Genomic DNA, 19,344 nt, shown 5'->3' with positions numbered 1-19,344 from the left:
CTAGGTCCGCTACAAAGCGGCTTCGACGTTCTTCGCCACCCTGCCAAGCAGTTGAATCAAAACCTCCGTCTCGTTCTCGTCCAACCCGGCGCAGGCGGCCCCCTCCACCGCGCGAAGGACATCGCGACCGGGATCGAGCCGCTGCAAGGCCGCTTCGGTGAGCGAGACGAGGCTGCTACGCCGGTCGTCGGGAGCCGGCATGCGCCGGATCAGGCCGTCGCGTTCCATGCGGGCGAGAAGCTGCGCCATGCTGGGCTGCTCCACGCCGGCAAGGCGGGCCAGCTCCATCTGCGTCCGGCGCTCGCCGTTCTTCAGTGCTACGATCACCGGCAGTTGGGACGCAGTGAGGTCGACCGCACGTAGCCGGACATCGTTGAGCTTCCACAGCAGTCGGGCTAGGTGACCGATTGCCAGCGTCGCCATTCGCTCCGGCTGCCAGTCGGCATCGTTCGATGGCATCGTTTCATAGGCTCCTATTGATATGTATAGGTGCCAATATGATTACCTCCGCATCACCTTCTTCGCAACGCCCGTCCATTGCCATCGTCGGCGGCGGTCCCGGCGGGTTGACACTGGCGACGGTGCTGGAGCGCCACGGATGGCGCACCACGATCTTCGATGGCGATGCGGCGGTGGACGCACGCGACCAGGGCGGCACGCTCGACCTTCATCCTGGCGAAGGACAACTGGCGCTCGCGAAGGCGGGCATGCTCGATGCCTTCATGGCGATCGCCCGTCACGAAGATCAGGAACAACGCGTGCTCGACCATGCGACCGCCGCGACCATGCGCGAGGAGATCCCAGCGCTTGGCGAGGGGCAACGCCCCGAGATCGACCGCATCGAGCTTCGGAAGCTGCTTCTATCGGCTCTACCCGATGCGGACATCCGATGGGGGAAGCGGGTGGACGAGGTCATCGATCATCCCGATGGCACTCACAGCCTTCGCCTTGGTATTATCGTCGCCGGCCCCTTCGACCTAATCGTCGGCGCCGATGGCGCCTGGTCACGCGTTCGGCGCGCGATGACACCGGTCATGCCCGAATATACCGGCATCACCTTCGTCGAGTTCTGGCTGACGGATGTCGACGACGGACACCCCGAGCTGTCGCGCCTGGTCGGGCGCGGCACGATGTTCGCGCTGGGCGAGGGCAAAGGCGTGATCGCACAGCGCAACGGCCACGCGACAATCCGGGTCTACGCCGCCATTCGTTGCGACCTGAACGACGGCGAGCGCGTCGGTGAACCCGCGATGCTGAATGCAGCCGAAGTGCTGGGACTCTTCGACGGCTGGGCGAAGCCCCTGCGCCGCCTGATGATCGATGCGGACCGGCTCACGGCCGTCCGCCCGATCATGACGCTTCCGGCGGCGCTCGACTGGCCGACGCGCTCGGGACTGACAGTGATCGGCGACGCTGCGCATCTCATGCCGCCGCTTGGCACCGGCGTGAACCTCGCCATGCTCGACGCAGCCGAGCTGGCCGAGGCGCTGGTCGCCGCGCGCGACTGGCGCAACGGCGTGGCGGCGTTCGAGGAGAGGATGTTCAGCCGGGCAGGCGACATCTCCCGCGAGTGCCAGAGCAGCTTCGCCGACATGTTCGGCGCCGACGGCATGGAACACTCGCTGGCGCATCAGCGGAGGTAGAAGCGATATGGCGTCGCTGATCGTCATCAACCTCTTCTTCGCCGGTCTGCTCGCCGGTGCGGAGATCGCTGCCCATTATGGCTACGTCATCCACGCGCCCTTCCTGGCGGCATCCGATCAGGTGCGGTTGCGCCAGGCACTGACGCGACGGCTGCGCATCCTCATGCCGACGCTGTTCCTGCCCGCATTTGTTAGTACGTTGACGGTCACCGCGGCATCACAATCCGGCCCGGCGCTCGCTCTTCGAGGCGTCGCCGTCACCGGAACCTCCTGTGGGCCTATGCCCGGATCTTCCGGACGATCGGCATCAACCGGGCGTCCGTTGGTTGGGACCCGGATGCCCCGCCCGCCGACTGGCGGGCACGGGTCGAACGCGCCGAACGCTTCCATATCGTCAGCCTGTGGGCGGTGACGCTCGGCTTTCTGTGCCTCACCATCGCGAGCCAGTTGTAAGCTGGGTAAGTGTAGATGCCGTTGAACGTGATCGAAGGACATGAGCCCATGACATTGAAGGTTGTCATCGCAGGCGCGACCGGCTGGGTCGGGCGCGAACTCGTGAAAGCCGTCCTCTCGGCCGACGACCTGATGCTAGTCGGCGCGGTCGCGCGAGAGGCGGCCGGTCGGGATGTGGCGGAGGCCATCGGCCAAGCCGCCTGCGGCATCGTCGTCTCAAGCAGCTTGGATCGGAAGCTCGCAGCCTCCGCCGATGTCCTGATCGACCACACCCGCGCCGATGTCGCCAAGGCGAACTGTCTGACCGCGCTGGCGGCGGGATGTGCCGTCGTCATCGGAAGCTCGGGGTTGATGGGTGAGGACTTCACCGAGATCGAGGCGGCAGCCAATGCGGCGGGCGTCGGCGTCATCGCTTCGGGCAACTTCTCGATCACCGCGACACTGATGAAGCGCTTCGCGCTGGAGGCGGCGAAGTACGTCGCCGATGTCGAGATCGTCGAGTATGCGGGTGCGAGCCAGCCCGACGTTCCTTCGGGCACGACGGTCGAACTCGCCGACGCCTTGGCAATGATCCGCCAGGACGCGACGACCATCCCGGTCGGGGACCTGTCCGGCAAACCGGCAACGCGGGGCGATGGTCTGGGCACACCGAAACCGGTCCAGGTTCACGCGGTGAGGCTCCCGTCCTACCTCCTGTCGGTTGAGGTTCAGTTCGGCGCAGACAGCGAACGCCTGACGCTCCGGCACGATGCCGGCGCCTCGGCCACCCCCTATATCGACGGCACGCTGCTCGCGGCACGCCGTGTCCGCGCAATGAAGGGACTTACCCGAGGTCTGGACCACCTTCTTTGAGGTCGCCTGACCGTCTGGGATACGACCTGCCCCCGAAACACAAGCATGCGCGACGGAGCCGACGTGATGTTCCGAGCAGTGCAGGTACATCGTCACGGCCATTTCCGGATCCGCTACAGTTCCGAAGACAGTCGGCCGTCACGCTGGGGCGCCCGGATGAGGCGTTCCACCAACTCGTCCGTCCACTGCACATATTCGACATGCAGCCCGTCGGGATGGCGCGCGTAGAGCATGCGACCGGTCGGCACATCGACCAGCGGCGTGGTGATGGTGGCGCCACCGGCGAGGAGTTCTGTCTGCACGGCTTCGATGTCGCGCACGATAACCGGCCCCTGCGTGTCCCGGATCGGGGCCAGCGACTCCTCCGTACCGGCGACGACGAGCATGTCGCCGATGCCGGCCAGTTCCCACTCGCCGAACCGAAAGCGGAGATGGGATTTCCGACCGTGAAGTCGTTCGAGCATCGCCAGCGTCGCGTCGCAATCGGCGGAAAACATCCGGGCATAGGTCTTCAGGATCATCGCGCAACTTCTTTATCGTTCGCTATTTAACTGCCCGCCTTGACGACCGTGGTCGAGGGTTGTTTAGCGTCCGCTATGAGCACGATGCCGAACAAGGGCGGTCGACCGCGCGGGTTCGATCGCGATCTCGCGGTCGACACGGCCGTGCGCCTATTCCGCCGGCACGGGTACGAAGGCGCTTCGCTCGCCATGCTGACCGAGGCGATCGGCGTCGCGCCGCCCAGCCTCTACGCCGCCTTCGGCAGCAAGGCCGGGCTCTACCGCGAAGCGCTCGACCGATATGCCGAACGCGCGTCGCTGAGCCTGATCGAGGATGACGCTTGCGATCTCACCCTGGACCAAGCTGTTGCCGGCATGTTGGAGCGTGCGGTCCTGCTGGTCGCCGGGCCACCGGGCGAGCGCGGCTGCATGATCTCAACGGGCCTTTTGGGCTGCCACCCCGATCATCAGGATCTCGCGGACGAGTTGCGGGCAAGGCGCGGCGCTCTGGCCGGACGGTTCGCCGATGAACTCGGCCGGTGGCTCCCACGCGACCGTTGCGACGGCATGGCGGCGTTCCTGTGTGCCGTGTTGCAGGGCATGGCGGTGCAGGCGAGAGACGGCGCCACGCATCAAGCCCTCCAGGATCTTGCCGCGACCGCACGGTCGTGCGTGGAGCCGCGATCCCTCCTCGGTGCTTGCGGAGAGGGTGAATGAAACAGATCGCCGATGGCTGCTACCAGTTGAAGCTGGGGGCGGTGAACGCGTACCTGATCGAGAGCGGTGAGGGACTTGCGCTCGTCGACACCGGCTTTCCCGATTCGGAAGGTCGCATCCTCTCCGCGATTGCGGAACTGGGGCATCAGCCGTCCGGCCTGAAGCACATCGTGCTGACGCACGCGCATCCCGATCACGTCGGAAGCGCTGCGGCTTTGGTGCGGGCGACGGGTGCGGCGACGTATATGCACGAGGCCGATATTGCCGTGGCGTCGGGTCGGAAGCCAGTATGCCCGATCCATGCCTTTACCGGACTCTGGTCTCGGATCATGTACGCCGTCATCCAGCGGTCGGGACCGGCGATATGGACGCCGGTCGAGATCGACATCGGTCTACAGGACGGTGATGTGCTGCCGTTCGGCGACATCCGCGTCATTCACACGCCTGGGCATTGCGCAGAACATGTCGCGCTTCTCTGGCCGGACCGCTCGCTCCTGTTCGCGGCGGACGCGTGCGTCCACTATCTGACCCTGAGACGACCGGCCGTCGGGGAGAACGAAGCCGTCGCGATGGAGAGTTTGAGGCGCTTGGCCAGCGAGCGCTTCGACGTCGCGGCTTTCGGGCATGGGCGCGTCATCAAGGCGGGTGCGGATCGGCAATTCCGCCGTCTGGTCGAGAATGGCTGACGCTGACGGTGAACGCCCCAACGGGCGGGCGCTTCATCGTGCCCGATCAAGCGTGAACGAAATTCCTGTGCGGCTCGCAACAATCCGACGCGGGTCGCCTGGTTCAGGATGCTGCGACCTCGTCGACTCTGACCGGGAGGACGCCAAGCCCCACCTGCAAAAACGGCACCGTTCTCTACCACCGTCAAAATAGATGATAGCCTACTATACCGATCACGCTCAGCGAAATGATGCCCGCATCGGGGGGACTGCGAGGCGGCGGCCGAGACGGCGTGCGACGCTGATGGCGTAGCGATGTCGACGCACCGGTGTAGGCGAATGATAAGCGCCAACGGCCTGCCAGTAGTTGGACGAAGCGGCAAGGTTGCTCAGGAGTAACCAGCGCGCCGCCTCGACATTGAAGCAGGCATCGTACCGCAACCGATGCCGGATTTCATCCAGTCGCCGACCAACAAGCCGCGCCATGCGAGACACCCACCAACTGTTGATCTGCATCGGCCCCAGATCATAGCTGCCGTCACGGTTCCGTACCTCCGCCCCGATCCACCCTCCCTCCTGATCCCGCAATGCCCATAGCGTCTTCTCGAGCCAAGGCTTGCCGCGGGCGGCCTGATGGATACAGCGCGCGACCAACTGTTCTTGGGCAACCGTGCCCTTTCCGCGACCCTGAGCGCTCGCAGGAACCGCCATAAGCGCGACCAGTACGGCGCAAATCAACGCGGCCTTCCGCTTCATAACCCCCTCCCGCCAATCATCATGGCACCGCCGGTGATGAGCGCCAGCAACTGGCAGCGGGAGACGATCTCGACCGGGTCTTGCGGCGCGACGATGTTGCGGCTTCTTGCGCCAGTGCGCCCGGTATGAAGGAACAGCCCCGGGGAGCCACGCGCGGCGCAGAGCGATACAAACGCTTGGACGTGCGCCGGCTGGATCGCGCCGGCATAGCGCTTGGCCTGGATCAGCCAGACGCGGCCGTCGAGCACTACCTGCCCGTCAATCCCTCCATCACCGGTGTAGCGCCGGTTGCGAACGACACGGGGTCCGCGCCGCGCGAAGCTTTCGAGCAGCAGTTCCTCGAACACCAGTGCATCCATCGCGCGCAACCGAGCATAGATCAGCGCTGGAGGCTGGCTTCGGTCACGTCCGCAAAACGCATCGCACATGAGCCGCGCCTGCCGCCGACGCCAGCGATGTCTGATCGGCACGCGCGAAGCCCGCCAGGCAAGCGTCGCGGTGATGATGGCAAGACAGAGAAGGACTGTCGTCATGATGAACCTCAGCGTTCAGGACCACGCTGCGGCGCGGCGTGTTCGGCAGTTTGGGGCTGGAAGGCAGGCGCGTGGACGGGCGTTTCGCTATGTTCGCGATCCGGCAAGCGTTCGCGGTCGAGCACCGACTGCAGGAAGCGGTCGAGCCGCACCGCGATCTCGCGGGCGCCTTCGGCGAGCTGCTCCGCGATCCCGTTGGGCTGCGCCGGTCGCCGGCCCAGCTGCCGTTCCAAGCCGTGCTGACGGCGCTCGTCGCGCCAGCGCTCCTGCTCCGCCCTGCCCTCCTTGAGCTGGTCGGGATGGCGCTCCGCAATCGCACGATGCCCGTCCTTGTCGAGGCGCCCCAGCCCTTCGAGCGACGACGTCTTCTCGCCCGGGTTCTGCTCAAGCTTCTCGGCTAGTGTCTTAGGGTCCTCGGTCCACAGCTTCACCCCGAAGCGGGCGCGGGTAATCGCAGTGTAATAGTTCTGGCCGTTGACCAGCGCCGAGCCGACCGGCGCCAATACATAGACGCGCGCATAAGTCTTCGACTGCGCCGAATACACGGTCTCGGCGTAGCCATGATCCCAGGTGCGGTGCCGGTCGAGGTCGACCTCCTGCACCCGCCCGTCACGATCCCAGCGGATCGTCGCGACCTCCCCGACTAACTTCTCGACTGTCCCGCGATCGGCGTTCTTCAGGCCGAGCTCGTGGTTGACCAGCCGCCACTGGATGCGGTCGCCTTGGGCGAGATCTCGCTCCTCGACGTTGAAGACGTTGACGTGCCGGACCTGCCCCAGCCGCGGATCCCAGCGGATGACGTGACCATGCTGGTCGGCGAGCTTGACGACCTGACGTCCGTTCGGCTCGCGGCCAATTCCGACGACACGATATTCGGTGTCGCGCGCGATCCCGGCCGCGGCGATGTCGCGGCCGAAGGTTACCACCTGCCCGCCCGAGTAGAAGCGTGCATAGAGCTTCTGCTGGTCGGTCATCACCGCCGAGGACAGCACCTCCAGCCGGGTGTCCTCCGCCGCAACGACACCCTCGCGCTTCAGGGTGTCGCGGATCATGGCGTGGACGAGCTGGCGGGTCTGGTTCTCCAGCACGAGGATATTGGTCGAGGCGCGGGTATCGGCGCGCAGGCGGGTCCATTCGTCGACTAGGCTCTTCGCCAGCGCCTCGGTATCGTCACCGCTGGTCACCCGGTCGAGCGCGGCCATCGAGCCGGCATAATCACCGGCCCGCGCGCGGGTAACGGCGACCTTCATCGACCGGGTCTGCTGCCGCATCGACTCGTTCAGTTGGGCGGTCGGCATCCCGAGCCGCTGCATCAGCCAGAACGCCTTGCCCTGTTCGATCGCACCGGTCTGACTGTTGTCGCCAAGCAGCACCAGTCGGGCGCCGGTCATGCGACTGATCTCCAGCATGCGCAGCGCCTGGCGGTTGCCGAGCTGCCCCGCTTCGTCGAGGATGAGGACATGGGCGGGGGTGAGTCCGTGGCCGCCGCCGGCGAGCAGGCTGGCGACAGTGCGCGACGGTATACGGGCGCTTTGCCCGAGATTGGCGGCAGCGGACGACGTCGGCGCCAGCGCAATGAACTCGGCGCCGGGTTCCGCCGCGGCGCGCAGCGTGCCCACCAGCATTGACTTGCCGGCACCGGCAACACCGTGGACGCCGGTCACGCGGTCGCGGGTAAGCGCGACCGCAGCGAGCGCCTGTTCCTGCTGCGGGGTGAGGCCGGCGGTCTCGAGAATGGGGAGCAGCCGGTCGGCGCTGGCGATCGGCCGGGCATCGTCGAGCCCGAGCGCGATGTGGTGCGCTAGCGCCTGTTCGAGCCGGGCGGTGCGCCGCGTCGTGCGGCCGCGCAGCAGCACCTTGTCGCCGGTCGGCTCGCGGGTGGCGAGGAGCTTGCGGCGCTCCTCATGGCTGTCCATCAGCGGTCGCACCTCGGCCAGCCGCACTTCGCCGACATGGCTGGCGAGCCCGACGCTGAGCATGCGCCCGATTTCGTTGACCGCCTCGCGCGTCTCCGTCTGACGGATCCCGAACAGCGTCGCGCGGGCGGCAGTGGCGGGATCGACCGGCACCTCGCGATCCTTCGCCGCGTCGCGGAGTTCCCCCAGCTTCTCCTGCTGGGCGGCGGAGCGTTCCGCCCAGCGGCCGTGGAGGTCATCGAGACCGATCCGCTCCTTGGGCGGCCGCGTCGCGTAGAAGGCCTGCCGCCGCGCGGCCTGCCCCTCCAGGCCATGCTCCTTCGCATAAGCGTCGATCTGCTCGGCGCGCTGCGAGAAGGCATGTATTAGATGCCTGGGTACATCGCGGATCTCGAACAGCCCGGTGCGCGGATCACTGTCGATCTCGTAACCAAGCTCGCGAACCGAATGGGCAAGGTCGTTGCGATAGACCTGCCCGGCCGTCATCTGCTCGGCATACATGGCGCGGGTCTCGAGGCTCGCCATCGGTCCGCCATCCTCGCGATTGGTCATGTTGAGCACGACCGCGTGGGTATGGAGATGGGGGTCAAGCTCGCGGCTGGCATGCTCGGTGAAGCGGGCAACGAGGAAGCGGCCGGTGGTCTCGTGGACGATCTTGCCGTCGTCACGCCGGCGAAGCGTCGCGTGTTCCTCCAGATACGCGAGCGCCACCCCGACCGCGCGCTCGTGCGCGGCGACGATCCGCTCGTCGCCCGCGACCAATGCCATGATCGACACCGACTTGGGCGCGTTGACCGCGAAGTCCCAGCCGGGATGATGCTCGATCCCGCCCTCGTGCCGGTACCGGCCGAGCTGCTGGCCGGCGACCTTGCCGGCGAGCAATTCCCTGAAGACGGCGGGATCGACCTTGCCCGCAAGACCCAGGTCGGCGGCGAGCGCTCCACCCCATTCGGAATGCTCGTCGGCGCCCTTGGTGTAGTAATCGCCCACCGTATAGTAGCGGGCGATATTGGCCGGGGCGCCCTTGAGGCGGCGGGGATGGATCATGCCGGCCTCGCATCATGACGGGGGCCATCGGCCTCGCCATGCTGGACGAGATGGTTCGCCAGCTGGCCGGCACGCACCCCGACCATCTGCCAGGCATCGCGCGACGAAACCGGTAGATCGCCATCGTCAGCGGCAAGGATCACCTCCTCTATCGGGACGCCCGCTGGGATGGAGGGCCTCCCCGCGAAGAGGTCCGGCTGGGTAGCGGCGTGCTCTCCTTCCGCCGTGCTTCCGGGAGTATCGGCCGGTGCCGCGGGCGCAGGGGTCGCCTCAGCTTTCCGACTTTCCTTCTTCCCTGTCGCCTTCTCCACTTCCTGCGCGTCGCGGATCTTCGATTCCGCGTGCGCGATCTTGACCAGCGTTTTCGCCTTGTCGAGCCGGATCGCCGGTCCGGTGCGCTCGACGAACCCTGCCGCGACGGTGGCGATGGGATTATAGCGATCGTCGAACCGCATCACCGGCAGGTTGCGACCGAAGCGCAGATACCCCGACAGGTTGGGCAGGTTGGTGACCTCAGTGTGCATCACCAAGGGACGAGTCACCTGCATCCGCGATAGGTTGACCCCGTCGCGCATGTCGTTGACGCCGTAGCTCATCCCCTCGTTCGCCTCGACCTGTTCGACCTGGCCGAGGTTCTCGGAAACATGCTTGGCGGTGGGAGTGTCATTCGCCCGCAGCGCGACCCAGGTCGAGCAATAGCCGGTGATCGCCGCGGCATCCTGGATGCCATAGGTCGCCTCCAGCTGGGGATAGGACTGGAAACCGAGGATGCCGCAGCCGCCATACTTGCGCGCACGGGCGAGGAAGTCTGAGAGCGACGGCAGCTTCTGGAGGGTCGGCAGCTCGTCGATGACGCAGTAGAGCCGCCGGTTCCGGTCGGGCGTAAGGCTCATGATCGCGGAGATCGCGATGTCGAGCCAGACGGTGATCAGCGGCCGCAATGAGGGAAGCTGGTCGGCCTTGACGGTCACGAACAGCCAGCTGTCCGCCTTCCCCTCCTCCACCCAGTCACGGATCGAGAAGCCGTCCTCGGTATCGTCGAGATAGCCGAACGAGCGCATCACCGAGGCGAGTTCGGCCTGGACGCCGGCGGAGGTACGCTCCCCTTCCGTGGAGATGAACGCGGCGGCATCGGTTCCCGCGACGAAGGCGGCGAGATCCTTCAGCTTCGACCGGACAAGGCGGTCGAGCAGCACCGAGACATAGGTGTGCTTATGCGCCGCGAGCTTGCGCAGGACGGCGACCAGCGTGCCACGCGCCGCCTTCGCCCAGAACGGATCGCCGTGCTTTTCGGGGATCGTCGACTCGGCGATCTGGTCGTAATGATAGTCACGCGGCACATCGACCCAGGGCGACCAGCGCGCGGTGCGCGCGTCGAGCGGGTTGAGCAGCGTGTCGACGCCAGGACGGTAGAACTTCTCCACGAAGGTGCCGGCTGTATCGTAGACGATCGCACGCCGCTTGGACTTGCGGATGCCCTCCAGCATGGTGACGATAAGGTTAGTCTTACCCGTGCCGGGAGCGCCGCACAGCAGGATGTGCTCGGGCTCGTACGCCTCGGGCACCGCGACGCCGCCGATCTTCAGCGGCCCCTTCTTCTGCCAGCGCAGCGCCCGCTGGACATCACGGCGGGTGCCGAAATGCGCGCCGCGCAGATACTCGTTCGAACCAAGCCCCTCCCCAATTCGCGCGAAATAGAACCAGGCCCAGGCAAGCGCGGCCAGTGCGAACGCGCCCGAGATCAGCGCCCCGTGGAGGAGGTAGACCTCGAAGCCGTGGAGCGTGCGCTTGGTCAGCCCGGAGGCGAGCAGCCAGTCGGCCGAGGTCCAGTACTCGTGCCCGGCGGGATCGTGGAAACGGACGGGGTCGTTAGTGCCGGGGGCCGCATCGACCTTGATCGCCGCCTCGGCCAGCTTGACCAGGACGAACCGTTCATACTCGGTCGACTTCTCGAGCGCATACCAGACGGTGCCGATGATCCAGAGCACGACCCCGGCAAGGGCGGTCTGGAAGAAGACCTGCGTCGTCATCCGGACGTTGTGGACGGTCGCCTGCCCGCCCCTGGTCCAGGCGCCGAGCATATCGTGGCGGAAGATGCTCATCGTGCATTCTCCCCACCGAGCAGCCCCCGTTCGCCGAGGATCGCGCGGGCATCCGCCATCCCCTGCTGGAGTGCCTTGGGAGACTGCTGGCCGATCCCCGTGGCGACGATCGAGAGGATCTGGATGCAGGTCGCGAGGATCTCGTCCTGCGACGAGAAGACATAGCCGCGCGTGGGGTCGGCGGTCTGTTCGAGCGCGGGACGAATGAGGTGCGACAGCGAGACGCCGGCCTTGTCGGCGCGGGCGATGAGGCGCGCGTGCAGCGCCTCGTCGATGCGAATACTGATCTTGGTCACGGACGCTCCGTTCGGTCGGAGCCCCGCGAGGGATGATGAAGCGGGTAGACCTATAGCCGATCCGGCACCGGGCGGCAAGGAAATGGCCGCGTCGGACCTGTCCGACATGGCAAGTCGTTGAGATGCAAGCTATCCGTCAGGACGATTTTCATCTCGGCAGACGCGTCGGAACTGAATGGCGGCACCGTCCGACAGACAGGCCACGCCTATGTAGTTGATAATAATAAAGGTTCTTTCCGCAGCACCCGTGCGTACGGTGCATCAAAACGGACGAAGGACGTGCGTCCTCACCAACGCAGCGGCCCGACCGCTGCGACCCACATCAGCCACACGGGCGGACATCCCCCGGTAGGGGGCACCTTCATACTTACCGGCGGCACGCCGGTCCCGGTCGCTGCACTGAAACGGAACGGTGACGATCATGATACGGACCTCCGATCCGGGTTGCGCACGCGCAGCGCGCGTCGCAGAATGACGGTTGGCGGGCAGCCCGATGACAGTGAGTTGGACATGCCCAAACTGAGTGAACGCGAACGGCTGGCAGACCTCGAAGCGCGCCAGCGCAAGATGGTCGAAGAGGTGACGCAGGCGCGTAGCGCCCTGCGTGATCGCTATGCGGCGATAGTGAAGGATATCGGTATCGAGGCGCTCACCGAGCGCGAGTTCCGCGACCTGCTGACCCATGCGGTCCGGGTCGGTGGTACCGCTTCTATCGGCGCGCTGAAGGCGCTGCCGACCCCGAAGCCCGCATGACGAAGGGCGGTACGCTGACGATCCGAAGGATCGCAGCGTACCGCCCTTGATGGCGATTTTGGTTCAGTGCGATCGGCAGGGATAGCGTTCGACGAACGCCGCGCGTCTCGCATCCGAGTTGAGGTTCTCGAACCGTCCCTCGCGCTCCAGCCACACCGCGACGAAACAGCCGCGAGCACAAAGACGGTGAATGTTGGCGAGACTACCGCGGCTCTTCCCATCCCAGATGACCAGACCGGTATCGGCTTCCGCCGCCATCGCCCGGTCCTTGGTGGCATGGTACGCAGCGGTCCCGCCTCGCCCTTCGCCCGGTACGTTGCGCACCTGCCAGTCACCGACATTGTTGCGGGGAAAGCCATCGGCCGTGAAGACGGTGACGTTCGCCGTGCCCCGTTCAAAAAGGAGTCGCTGCACCGCGCTGTCGACCCCGCGCGCATCACCGATCAGGACGGAGAGGCCGCGGTCGAAAATGCGTTCGATACGGCCAGTGACGTTCCCCGACAGGTGCCGGATCGCGATCGACCCGGAGATGAAGACGGACGGCTTGTCGTTCGATTGGGGTGTCGGTTCGACGGTCATGGCTCTGATCTCCTTCATTCGGCCATTCCCCCCAAATCCTCCTCTTCTCTGGTCTGGAGCGATCCGACCCGGTGATGTCCGAGCATCGACGACGTCATCCGAAGGGATGTCCCAGCGACGAGCACGGCGGAGCCGCGCACAGGAGGCCGACGGCATCGCCGTCGCACCGGTTCGGCGACGGACGCGGCCCGCCAGGGCCGTGCTCCCGAGCCGGACCGGTCGTCGCCGTCCGACAAAAAAGGGGACCGGCCGGGAGTGACCCGACCGATCCCCGCAACGTTCACGCCGCCGCCCGCTGTCCATCGCAGCGGAAGAAGTGCGCTGGCACCCCCGCCGCACGCACTGCCCTTGCGAGGTGCGACTGCAACCCCGACCCTTCGCAGACGACCGCCTCCACCGGCCGCATCTTCACCAACTGCTCGTTGCGCGCGAACCCCGCCCGCTTGCCGAGCCGTCCGTCGAGCGTCATCGCCACCAGCACCACCTCCCGGCTCGCCGCCCACGCCGCCGCGATCGCGTCACAGCCCTTGTCCTGCGCGGTCGTCACCAGCACCATCGCCGGCACCCGCGCCCTGATCTGGTCAAGCCGGTCCCAGAGCTGCTGGTGGTCGTGCCACTTGGCTCCGCCCGAGAAGATCACCACCGGTCCCTGCGGCGCGTGCGCTTCGATCCGGCGCTGGCGGCGTGCGGCCAGAAAGTCCGTAGCGGTGACGACCGATGCGGTGCGCTTGCCCGATACGAGCGTCGCGCGCGGTGCCGACCATGGCCGTCCGGTCTCCACCCGGAACGTCTCCGCCGCCCGGTCGCGCATGCACGCCACCGCCTCGCGCGCCTCGTCCAGCGACTGGCACAGCGTCTGCGCCTCCTCCAGTTCGACCGTCCCGATCTCGCTGCCGTCCGCCGATCCGATCAGTTCCTTGATCTGCACCGCCGCCCGGTCCGCCTCGTCGTCGAGTTGCTTGGCCACCTTGTGGAAGGCGTGAACCACACCCCACGCCAGCCGTGCCGCGACATCCTCCAACCGGGTATCGCGCATCACGTCGAAGAGTGTCTGCACCATCATCTCGGACGCGCGTTCCGCAGCCCAAGCATCGGGCAGCCCGGCGGTCACCGGATCGTCACCACGGTTGATCTGGAAGCTGTCGACCGTCTCGGTGAACGCGGCGGCGAAGCTGTCCGAGGGCTGCGCGGTCTCCGCGGCGTACAGGTCGGCGATATCGGATAGCTGGGAAACGGTAGCGTTGGTCATCGAAACCTCCTTCTTCTTCGAGAGGTCTCCTCCCCTGCACGGGCTCCGAGCGGCGGGGTCAAGGATCGCGAAGCGACCGCGTCAGCGGCGGTGGGGGTCACGATTTTTTCGCAGAAAAAATGGTGGGGCCCCGCCGTCCTTGAGGCCGACGCGGTCCCGTGCCACGATAGGACTTGTTGAGAGAGAAATTTATCCCCGACGCCTGCCCCGAGCGCCCAGGACCGGCATGGGCTCGATGCCCATGACGGGCCTTTTCAGCGGAACATCAGAGAGGGTGGATAACCGATGACACGGGGGACCGGACATCGATCCGATCCCCCGACCGGGCGGTTATCCCGCCCCCCACCACCACCCGATCCGCTCGGCTCGTGTAGCTTGTCCCAGCCGCCGCAGCAGATCGCCGTGACACGCCAGCGGTGTACAGAAGCACACCAGATCCTTGCCCCGCAACTCGTCCAGCGCGCGCAGCAGATGATGCTGTGTCCGCAGCCAGCGTTCGTATTTCGCGATGACCTCCGCCCGCGTCCCATCCCGCCCGATGACGAACGGATTCCCCCATTTCGACCCCCGCCCGATATAGACGGCCCCCGCCGGCACGCCGTCCACCCGCTTGTTGAGTACCCTGCACATCGTTGCCTCCTGCATTTCGAAGAGGCCCCCTCCCGCCACGGGCTGCGAGCGACGGGGTCAAGGATCGGGCGTCAGCCCGACCGCGGAGCGGCGGTGGGGGTCACGATTTCGCGCAGCGAAATGGTGGGCCCCCCGCCGTCCTTGAGGCCGGCGCGGTCCCGTGGGATCATCGACAGGAATCGGGAGAGGAGTTTCCCCCGACGCTCGCCACAGGGGTATTCCGAACCCCGGTGGTGGCGGCTCAGGGGTCGCCCCAGAAGCCCTCGTGAAGGCCGCAGGCCTCGCACGAGATGGGGAAGTACGCGTTGATGCAACCGCCCTCCAGTTGCTGGACATGGCCGTGCCGCGCTGGCTTGCCGCACTCAGGACACGGCGCCTCCCACCAGTCGTCTTCGAGTTCCATTCCGCCGGGTTCGATACAGCCGCCGTAGACGCGCATGGGATGATCCTTGCGATTGGGGATGGCGCCCGCGGCGCCATTCCGGTTCGTGACGAAGGTCAGGCCGTCCGCCGCAGCGACGCCGCGCCGGGACGTCCGACCTGCGCGACCGGTGCCTGATCGGCCTTGCGGAAGGCGTGGATCGGAACCCCCGCCTGCCGCAGGGTCTGGTAGAGGTTGGCCTGAATGCCCGACCCCTCGCCGAGGACCGCCTCGACCGGTTTGAGTTCGGCGAGCTTGCGGTTGCGCAGGAACGGCGCTCGCCGTCCACCGCCCATCAAGCCGTAGGCGAGCAGCGGCACGTTGCGGCTCGCGCACCACGCCGCGACGATCGCATCGAACCCCTTGCGCTGCGCGGTGGTCACCACCGTCATCGTCGTGATCCGCTCGCGGATCGCGTCGAGCCGGTCCCAGATCGGCTGCCAGTCGTGCCACTCGGCATGGCCGGACGCGATCACCAGCGGCCCGTCGGGCAGGTAGCGTTCCCGCTCCTGCATCGTGCGCTGCCGCAGATAATCCTTCACTGCCACCTGCGTCGCGGTCGATGCCTTTGATGCCCGGCTTCCCCGCGCCGGCGACCACGGCCAGCCCGACAGGACGCGGTACATCTCGGCGGCGTAGTCGCGGCACACCTCCATCGCCTCGCGATGCTCCGCGACCGACTGGCAGAGGAGTTGCTTCTCCTCCAGCTCGTTGTTGTAGACCTCGCTGAGGTCCGGGCGGCGCGCGAGATCGCCGAGTTCGTCCACCAGCGATTGCTCGCGCCGCTCCAGCTTCTGGGCGGTGAAGTGGAAGCTGTTGACGATCCCCCAAGCGACCTCTGCCGCGAGCGGCTCCAGCCGCGTGTCGGAGAAGAGGTCGAAGATCGTGGCGACGATCGCGCCGCACTCGGCCTGTACCGCAAGCGGCTCGGGCATATCGTGCTCGCCGGGTTCGTCGCCCGGCTGGATGATCGACAACGGGATCGGATCGCCGAACGCCCGTTCGAACTCGGGGGTGGCGGTCATCGCCGCGATCAGGGTGGGCAGGTCGGCGAAGTCGCGGACGCTGCGGGTCAGGTCGGTATCGGCCATGGTGCTGGCTCCGGGTATCTGGAAAGGTGAAGGGCCGAAGGAGCGATGCCCTCCGGCCCGGCATGGCACGATCAGGCTCGACAAGCCCGGCGGCGGCCATTGACGATGCTCGCTGCGACCTGCGCCGCGAAGGGCTCGAGCCCGCTGCCTTCCAGCAGGTCGAAGACCCGCGCGATGACCGACCCGATATCGGGTGCGGACGGTGCCGCGCTGGACTTCGTGCACGGATCGGTGATTTCGGCGGTGCGAGGTGTATGGGGTGTGGCCACGATGCAGGCTCCGGATGCTCGGACAGGAAAAAGGGCCGGTGAAGCGATGCTCCCCCGGCCCCGGTCAGGCGGTCAGCGCCGCGCGGTCAGAACGGGTTGTCGTCGTCGAGATCGTCCCCGCCCGCGCCGACCAGCTCGCCGCGCTCACCCGCGGTGCTGCCGCCGAAGCCGCTATCCTGACCGCCCCGGCGATCACCGCCGCGACCGCGATCGCCTTGCGCCTCGGTGTCGTAGTTGCTGGCACCGAAGCCGCCGCCGAATTCGGAGCGCATCGTGTCACGACGCCACGCGATCGCGTAGCCGTCGAAGTCTGCCGAGGGGAACAGCGCAACCGGCAGCGGCTCGGGCAGGCTCGGATCGTCGATCGTGCCGGCGAGGAAGACCTCGCCCGACCGCTTCATCGCCGCTTCCCACACCGCGCCGATCTGCACCCAGCGCCGCGCGACGTTGAGCGCCACCACCTCGAACTTCGGAGCGCGCGGATTGTCGCTCTCCACGCGGCGCAGCCCGATCTTCGGCAGATCGATCGTACGCGTCGCGATCGAACCCATCAGACGCCCGTTGACGTTGCGAACTTCACCGATGTTCATCGTCTCAACCTTTCGACATTCACGTCGCTCTCGAGCTCATTCCCGGCGACACAAATCTCAAATCCTCCTCTCCTCTGATCCCGCACTCGCCACGCACGTTGCCTTACCGGCTCGCGCGCTGCCCCTCGCCGCGCGCGCCGCGACCACGCACGACGCCCGCCACATCGCGCGACGCTGTCGTCCACCCCTTGCGTCCGCGCTCACTTGCAGAGGCGGCGCGAGACCGCGGCACGTCGCGGCGGGGTTATAGGTTCGGGGACCCCAGCACGGTGGTACGGGGAAAGAGCGTCGCTTCAGCCGTTGCCGATGACAGCAGATGGCGGGACGATGACGATGTCCAGCGCGGCTCGGCTTCCCAGCGCATGGAACAACTTGTCCTGTAACGTCGCACGAGCATCGGGATCCGGCGTTACCTCCATTGAGTAGGCGGACCGGGCGAACAGGTCGTCGTGGCCGTCCGCGATCTCGACGTGACAAGCCGGCCAGTGGCACAGCAATACCCACGGCCAACCCGGTGCGGGTGGATCATAGTGCGCGAACGTGATCCCTGCGGTACTCAATGCCGAAGGGCGCCGGTCGAGCAGGTCCGGGGCAACCGGAGCGACGCGATCCGTATCCAGAAAGGCGTCCCATTCGCGCCATTCGGCGCTCGTCTCGACGATGACCGGGTAAAAGGGTCGCGTCCCGGGACGTGGTGTAGCTGAGGGGTGGCCATCGGAGATCTTCGGCTAGGTTGGGATTGCGAAACTCAACCGACGGAGACCCCGATGACCGACGATACGATGAACCTGCAGGCGCTGGTGGGAAAGAGCGCGGACGCCGATTTCCTGCGCGAGATGATCGGCTTTGCCGCGCAGCGTTTGATGGACCTTGAGGTCGGCAGCCTGACCGGCGCCGGCTATGGCGAGAAGAGCAGCGACCGGCTTGCCCAACGCAATGGCTATCGCGAGCGCGACTGGGAGACGCGAGCCGGCACGGTCGAGCTGCGTATCCCCAAGTTGAGGACCGGCAGCTATTTCCCGGCCTTCCTCGAACCACGCCGCTTGGCCGAAAAGGCGCTGACCGCGGTCGTGCAGGAGGCGTACATCCAGGGCATCTCGACCCGCTCGGTCGATGATCTGGTCAAGGCCATGGGGATGAGTGGCATCTCGAAGAGCCAGGTCAGCCGGCTCTGCGAGGAGATCGACGTACGCGTGAAGGCGTTCCTGGACCGCCCCATCGAGGGCGACTGGCCGTATGTCTGGGTCGACGCCACCTACCTGAAGGTGCGGCAGGCCGGACGCATCGTCTCCGTCGCCGTCACCATCGCGGTGGGCGTGAACGGCGATGGTCGACGCGAAGTGCTGGGGATGGCGATCGGCGCATCGGAGGCCGAGACGTTCTGGACGGACTTCCTGCGCAGCTTGGCGCGGCGAGGCCTGCGGGGCGTGAAGCTCGTCATCTCGGATGCTCATGAGGGCATCAAGGCGGCGGTATCACGGGTGTTCAGCGCGACATGGCAACGGTGCCCGGTTCACTTCGCTCGCAACGCCATGGCGCATGCCGGCGAGAGCGGGCGCCGTGTCGTCTCCGCCTTCATCGCCACGGCGTATGCGCAGGACACGCCCGAGGCGGCCAGCGGACAGTGGTGCAAGGTCGCCGACCAGCTGCGCCCCAGCGTCCCCAAGCTCGCCCGGATGATGGACACCGCCGAGGAGGACGTGCTCGCCTACATGTCCTTCCCGCCGCAGCATCGCACCAAGCTGCACAGCACCAACCCACTCGAGCGCCTGAACGGCGAGATCAAGCGACGCACTGGCGTCGTCGGCATCTTTCCCAACGAGGATGCCATCACCCGTCTCGTCGGTGCCTTGCTGCTCGAGCAGAACGACGAATGGGCCGTCCAGCGGGGACGTTACATGACGCTGGAAAGCGTCGCGCAATTGAGCGATGATCCCACCGTCACGCTGCCAGCCATGGCCGCCTGACCAACCCCGGCCTGCCCGGAGATCGATGCGGCTACGCCGCCGAAGCTACACCACTCGGTGGGACACGATCCCGCTTGCGCGGTTTGCGGGTCGGAAAGCCCCAGCGCATCGTGCTGAGCACGCGCTGTCCATCATGGTTGCGAACGACGTAGCCCGGCTTCCCGGGTGCGGCGTAATCCTTTTCCACGGTCAGGACATTCCCGGAATCCTCGGTCGCGGCGAGCCCATCGAAATAGCCGCGAGGATCGACCTGCAGGTTGTAGATGGGGTGATTGCGGTTCACTCTCTTCGACGCGCACCGTGATCTGAGCCGGC

General features: G+C 66.5%; 23 protein-coding genes. 7 read left to right on the top strand and 16 right to left on the bottom strand.

The window, feature by feature from the left end; translation table 11 throughout:
- Window positions 1-9 precede the first annotated feature (9 nt).
- A complete protein-coding gene (locus AC07U4_RS19595; RefSeq protein WP_495196654.1) occupies window positions 10-459 on the bottom strand; it encodes a MarR family winged helix-turn-helix transcriptional regulator in 450 nt (149 codons plus the stop codon).
- Window positions 460-497: 38 nt separating this feature from the next.
- Between AC07U4_RS19595 and AC07U4_RS19590 the strand changes: the two genes are divergently transcribed.
- The 3 genes from AC07U4_RS19590 to dapB all read left to right on the top strand — a co-directional run bounded on the left by AC07U4_RS19590 (window position 498) and on the right by dapB (window position 2,948).
- On the top strand, window positions 498-1,643 hold the full coding sequence (locus tag AC07U4_RS19590) for an FAD-dependent oxidoreductase (protein WP_495196653.1): 1,146 nt from the start codon (window positions 498-500) through the stop codon (window positions 1,641-1,643).
- Between the two features lie 7 nt (window positions 1,644-1,650).
- A complete protein-coding gene (locus AC07U4_RS19585; RefSeq protein ID WP_495196652.1) occupies window positions 1,651-2,055 on the top strand; it encodes a hypothetical protein in 405 nt (134 codons plus the stop codon).
- A 68-nt stretch (window positions 2,056-2,123) separates the two neighbouring features.
- On the top strand, window positions 2,124-2,948 hold the full coding sequence (gene dapB / locus AC07U4_RS19580) for a 4-hydroxy-tetrahydrodipicolinate reductase (protein WP_495196757.1): 825 nt from the start codon (window positions 2,124-2,126) through the stop codon (window positions 2,946-2,948).
- A 113-nt stretch (window positions 2,949-3,061) separates the two neighbouring features.
- Here dapB and AC07U4_RS19575 read toward each other — a convergent pair whose 3' ends face one another.
- Window positions 3,062-3,469, bottom strand: a complete 408-nt coding sequence (locus tag AC07U4_RS19575) for a VOC family protein (RefSeq protein ID WP_495196651.1) — start codon at window positions 3,467-3,469, stop codon at window positions 3,062-3,064.
- 75 nt (window positions 3,470-3,544) lie between these two features.
- Here AC07U4_RS19575 and AC07U4_RS19570 point away from each other — a divergent pair, with 75 nt between their 5' ends.
- Both AC07U4_RS19570 and AC07U4_RS19565 read left to right on the top strand, forming a co-directional pair.
- Entirely contained in the window at window positions 3,545-4,165 is a 621-nt protein-coding gene (locus tag AC07U4_RS19570; RefSeq protein WP_495196650.1) for a TetR/AcrR family transcriptional regulator, read from the top strand.
- Complete coding sequence (locus AC07U4_RS19565; protein WP_495196649.1) at window positions 4,162-4,851, top strand: MBL fold metallo-hydrolase; 690 nt, start codon at window positions 4,162-4,164, stop codon at window positions 4,849-4,851. The genes AC07U4_RS19570 and AC07U4_RS19565 overlap by 4 nt, the downstream gene beginning before the upstream one ends.
- Window positions 4,852-5,070: 219 nt before the next feature.
- On the opposite strand, the gene AC07U4_RS19560 is transcribed toward AC07U4_RS19565, so the two are convergent.
- The 5 genes from AC07U4_RS19560 to AC07U4_RS19540 are packed head-to-tail and all read right to left on the bottom strand — an operon-like array spanning window position 5,071 to window position 11,480.
- Window positions 5,071-5,586, bottom strand: coding sequence for a lytic transglycosylase domain-containing protein (locus AC07U4_RS19560; protein ID WP_495196648.1), 516 nt, complete (start codon window positions 5,584-5,586; stop codon window positions 5,071-5,073).
- A complete protein-coding gene (locus tag AC07U4_RS19555) occupies window positions 5,583-6,119 on the bottom strand; it encodes a restriction endonuclease (protein ID WP_495196647.1) in 537 nt (178 codons plus the stop codon). The genes AC07U4_RS19560 and AC07U4_RS19555 overlap by 4 nt, the downstream gene beginning before the upstream one ends.
- Before the next feature lie 8 nt (window positions 6,120-6,127).
- The gene (gene mobF / locus AC07U4_RS19550) at window positions 6,128-9,082 is read right to left on the bottom strand and encodes a MobF family relaxase (protein ID WP_495196646.1); all 2,955 of its coding nucleotides are present in this window, start codon (window positions 9,080-9,082) and stop codon (window positions 6,128-6,130) included.
- Window positions 9,079-11,184, bottom strand: coding sequence for a type IV secretion system DNA-binding domain-containing protein (locus tag AC07U4_RS19545; protein WP_495196645.1), 2,106 nt, complete (start codon window positions 11,182-11,184; stop codon window positions 9,079-9,081). The genes mobF and AC07U4_RS19545 overlap by 4 nt, the downstream gene beginning before the upstream one ends.
- Entirely contained in the window at window positions 11,181-11,480 is a 300-nt protein-coding gene (locus AC07U4_RS19540) for a toxin-antitoxin system HicB family antitoxin (RefSeq protein WP_495196644.1), read from the bottom strand. The genes AC07U4_RS19545 and AC07U4_RS19540 overlap by 4 nt, the downstream gene beginning before the upstream one ends.
- A 510-nt stretch (window positions 11,481-11,990) precedes the next feature.
- Between AC07U4_RS19540 and AC07U4_RS19535 the strand changes: the two genes are divergently transcribed.
- Entirely contained in the window at window positions 11,991-12,233 is a 243-nt protein-coding gene (locus AC07U4_RS19535; RefSeq protein WP_495196643.1) for a hypothetical protein, read from the top strand.
- Between the two features lie 63 nt (window positions 12,234-12,296).
- Here AC07U4_RS19535 and AC07U4_RS19530 read toward each other — a convergent pair whose 3' ends face one another.
- The 8 genes from AC07U4_RS19530 to AC07U4_RS19495 form a co-directional block, all read right to left on the bottom strand.
- Window positions 12,297-12,812, bottom strand: coding sequence for a hypothetical protein (locus tag AC07U4_RS19530; protein WP_495196642.1), 516 nt, complete (start codon window positions 12,810-12,812; stop codon window positions 12,297-12,299).
- Between the two features lie 280 nt (window positions 12,813-13,092).
- Complete coding sequence (locus AC07U4_RS19525) at window positions 13,093-14,061, bottom strand: DUF2493 domain-containing protein (RefSeq protein WP_495196641.1); 969 nt, start codon at window positions 14,059-14,061, stop codon at window positions 13,093-13,095.
- A 330-nt stretch (window positions 14,062-14,391) separates the two neighbouring features.
- Window positions 14,392-14,691 (bottom strand): DUF4326 domain-containing protein, encoded by a 300-nt coding sequence (locus tag AC07U4_RS19520; protein WP_495196640.1) that lies wholly within the window; start codon window positions 14,689-14,691, stop codon window positions 14,392-14,394.
- A gap of 241 nt (window positions 14,692-14,932) precedes the next feature.
- A complete protein-coding gene (locus tag AC07U4_RS19515) occupies window positions 14,933-15,130 on the bottom strand; it encodes a hypothetical protein (protein ID WP_495196639.1) in 198 nt (65 codons plus the stop codon).
- 59 nt (window positions 15,131-15,189) lie between these two features.
- A complete protein-coding gene (locus AC07U4_RS19510) occupies window positions 15,190-16,203 on the bottom strand; it encodes a DUF2493 domain-containing protein (protein ID WP_495196638.1) in 1,014 nt (337 codons plus the stop codon).
- 71 nt (window positions 16,204-16,274) lie between these two features.
- Entirely contained in the window at window positions 16,275-16,472 is a 198-nt protein-coding gene (locus AC07U4_RS19505) for a hypothetical protein (RefSeq protein ID WP_495196637.1), read from the bottom strand.
- Window positions 16,473-16,558: 86 nt separating this feature from the next.
- Window positions 16,559-17,062 carry a DUF736 domain-containing protein gene (locus AC07U4_RS19500; RefSeq protein ID WP_495196636.1) on the bottom strand — a complete coding sequence of 168 codons (504 nt, stop codon included), beginning with the start codon at window positions 17,060-17,062 and terminating at the stop codon, window positions 16,559-16,561.
- 293 nt (window positions 17,063-17,355) lie between these two features.
- Window positions 17,356-17,559 carry a hypothetical protein gene (locus tag AC07U4_RS19495; RefSeq protein ID WP_495196635.1) on the bottom strand — a complete coding sequence of 68 codons (204 nt, stop codon included), beginning with the start codon at window positions 17,557-17,559 and terminating at the stop codon, window positions 17,356-17,358.
- Window positions 17,560-17,829: 270 nt separating this feature from the next.
- Here AC07U4_RS19495 and AC07U4_RS19490 point away from each other — a divergent pair, with 270 nt between their 5' ends.
- Window positions 17,830-19,029, top strand: coding sequence for an IS256 family transposase (locus AC07U4_RS19490; protein ID WP_495196634.1), 1,200 nt, complete (start codon window positions 17,830-17,832; stop codon window positions 19,027-19,029).
- A 31-nt stretch (window positions 19,030-19,060) separates the two neighbouring features.
- On the opposite strand, the gene AC07U4_RS19485 is transcribed toward AC07U4_RS19490, so the two are convergent.
- Entirely contained in the window at window positions 19,061-19,312 is a 252-nt protein-coding gene (locus tag AC07U4_RS19485) for a hypothetical protein (protein WP_495196633.1), read from the bottom strand.
- Window positions 19,313-19,344 lie beyond the last annotated feature (32 nt).

Source organism: Sphingomonas sp. GW821-FHT02B09 (assembly GCF_059421875.1).
The sequence above is the reverse complement of the archived record's forward strand: the minus strand, read 5'-3'. Positions and strand labels throughout refer to the sequence as shown.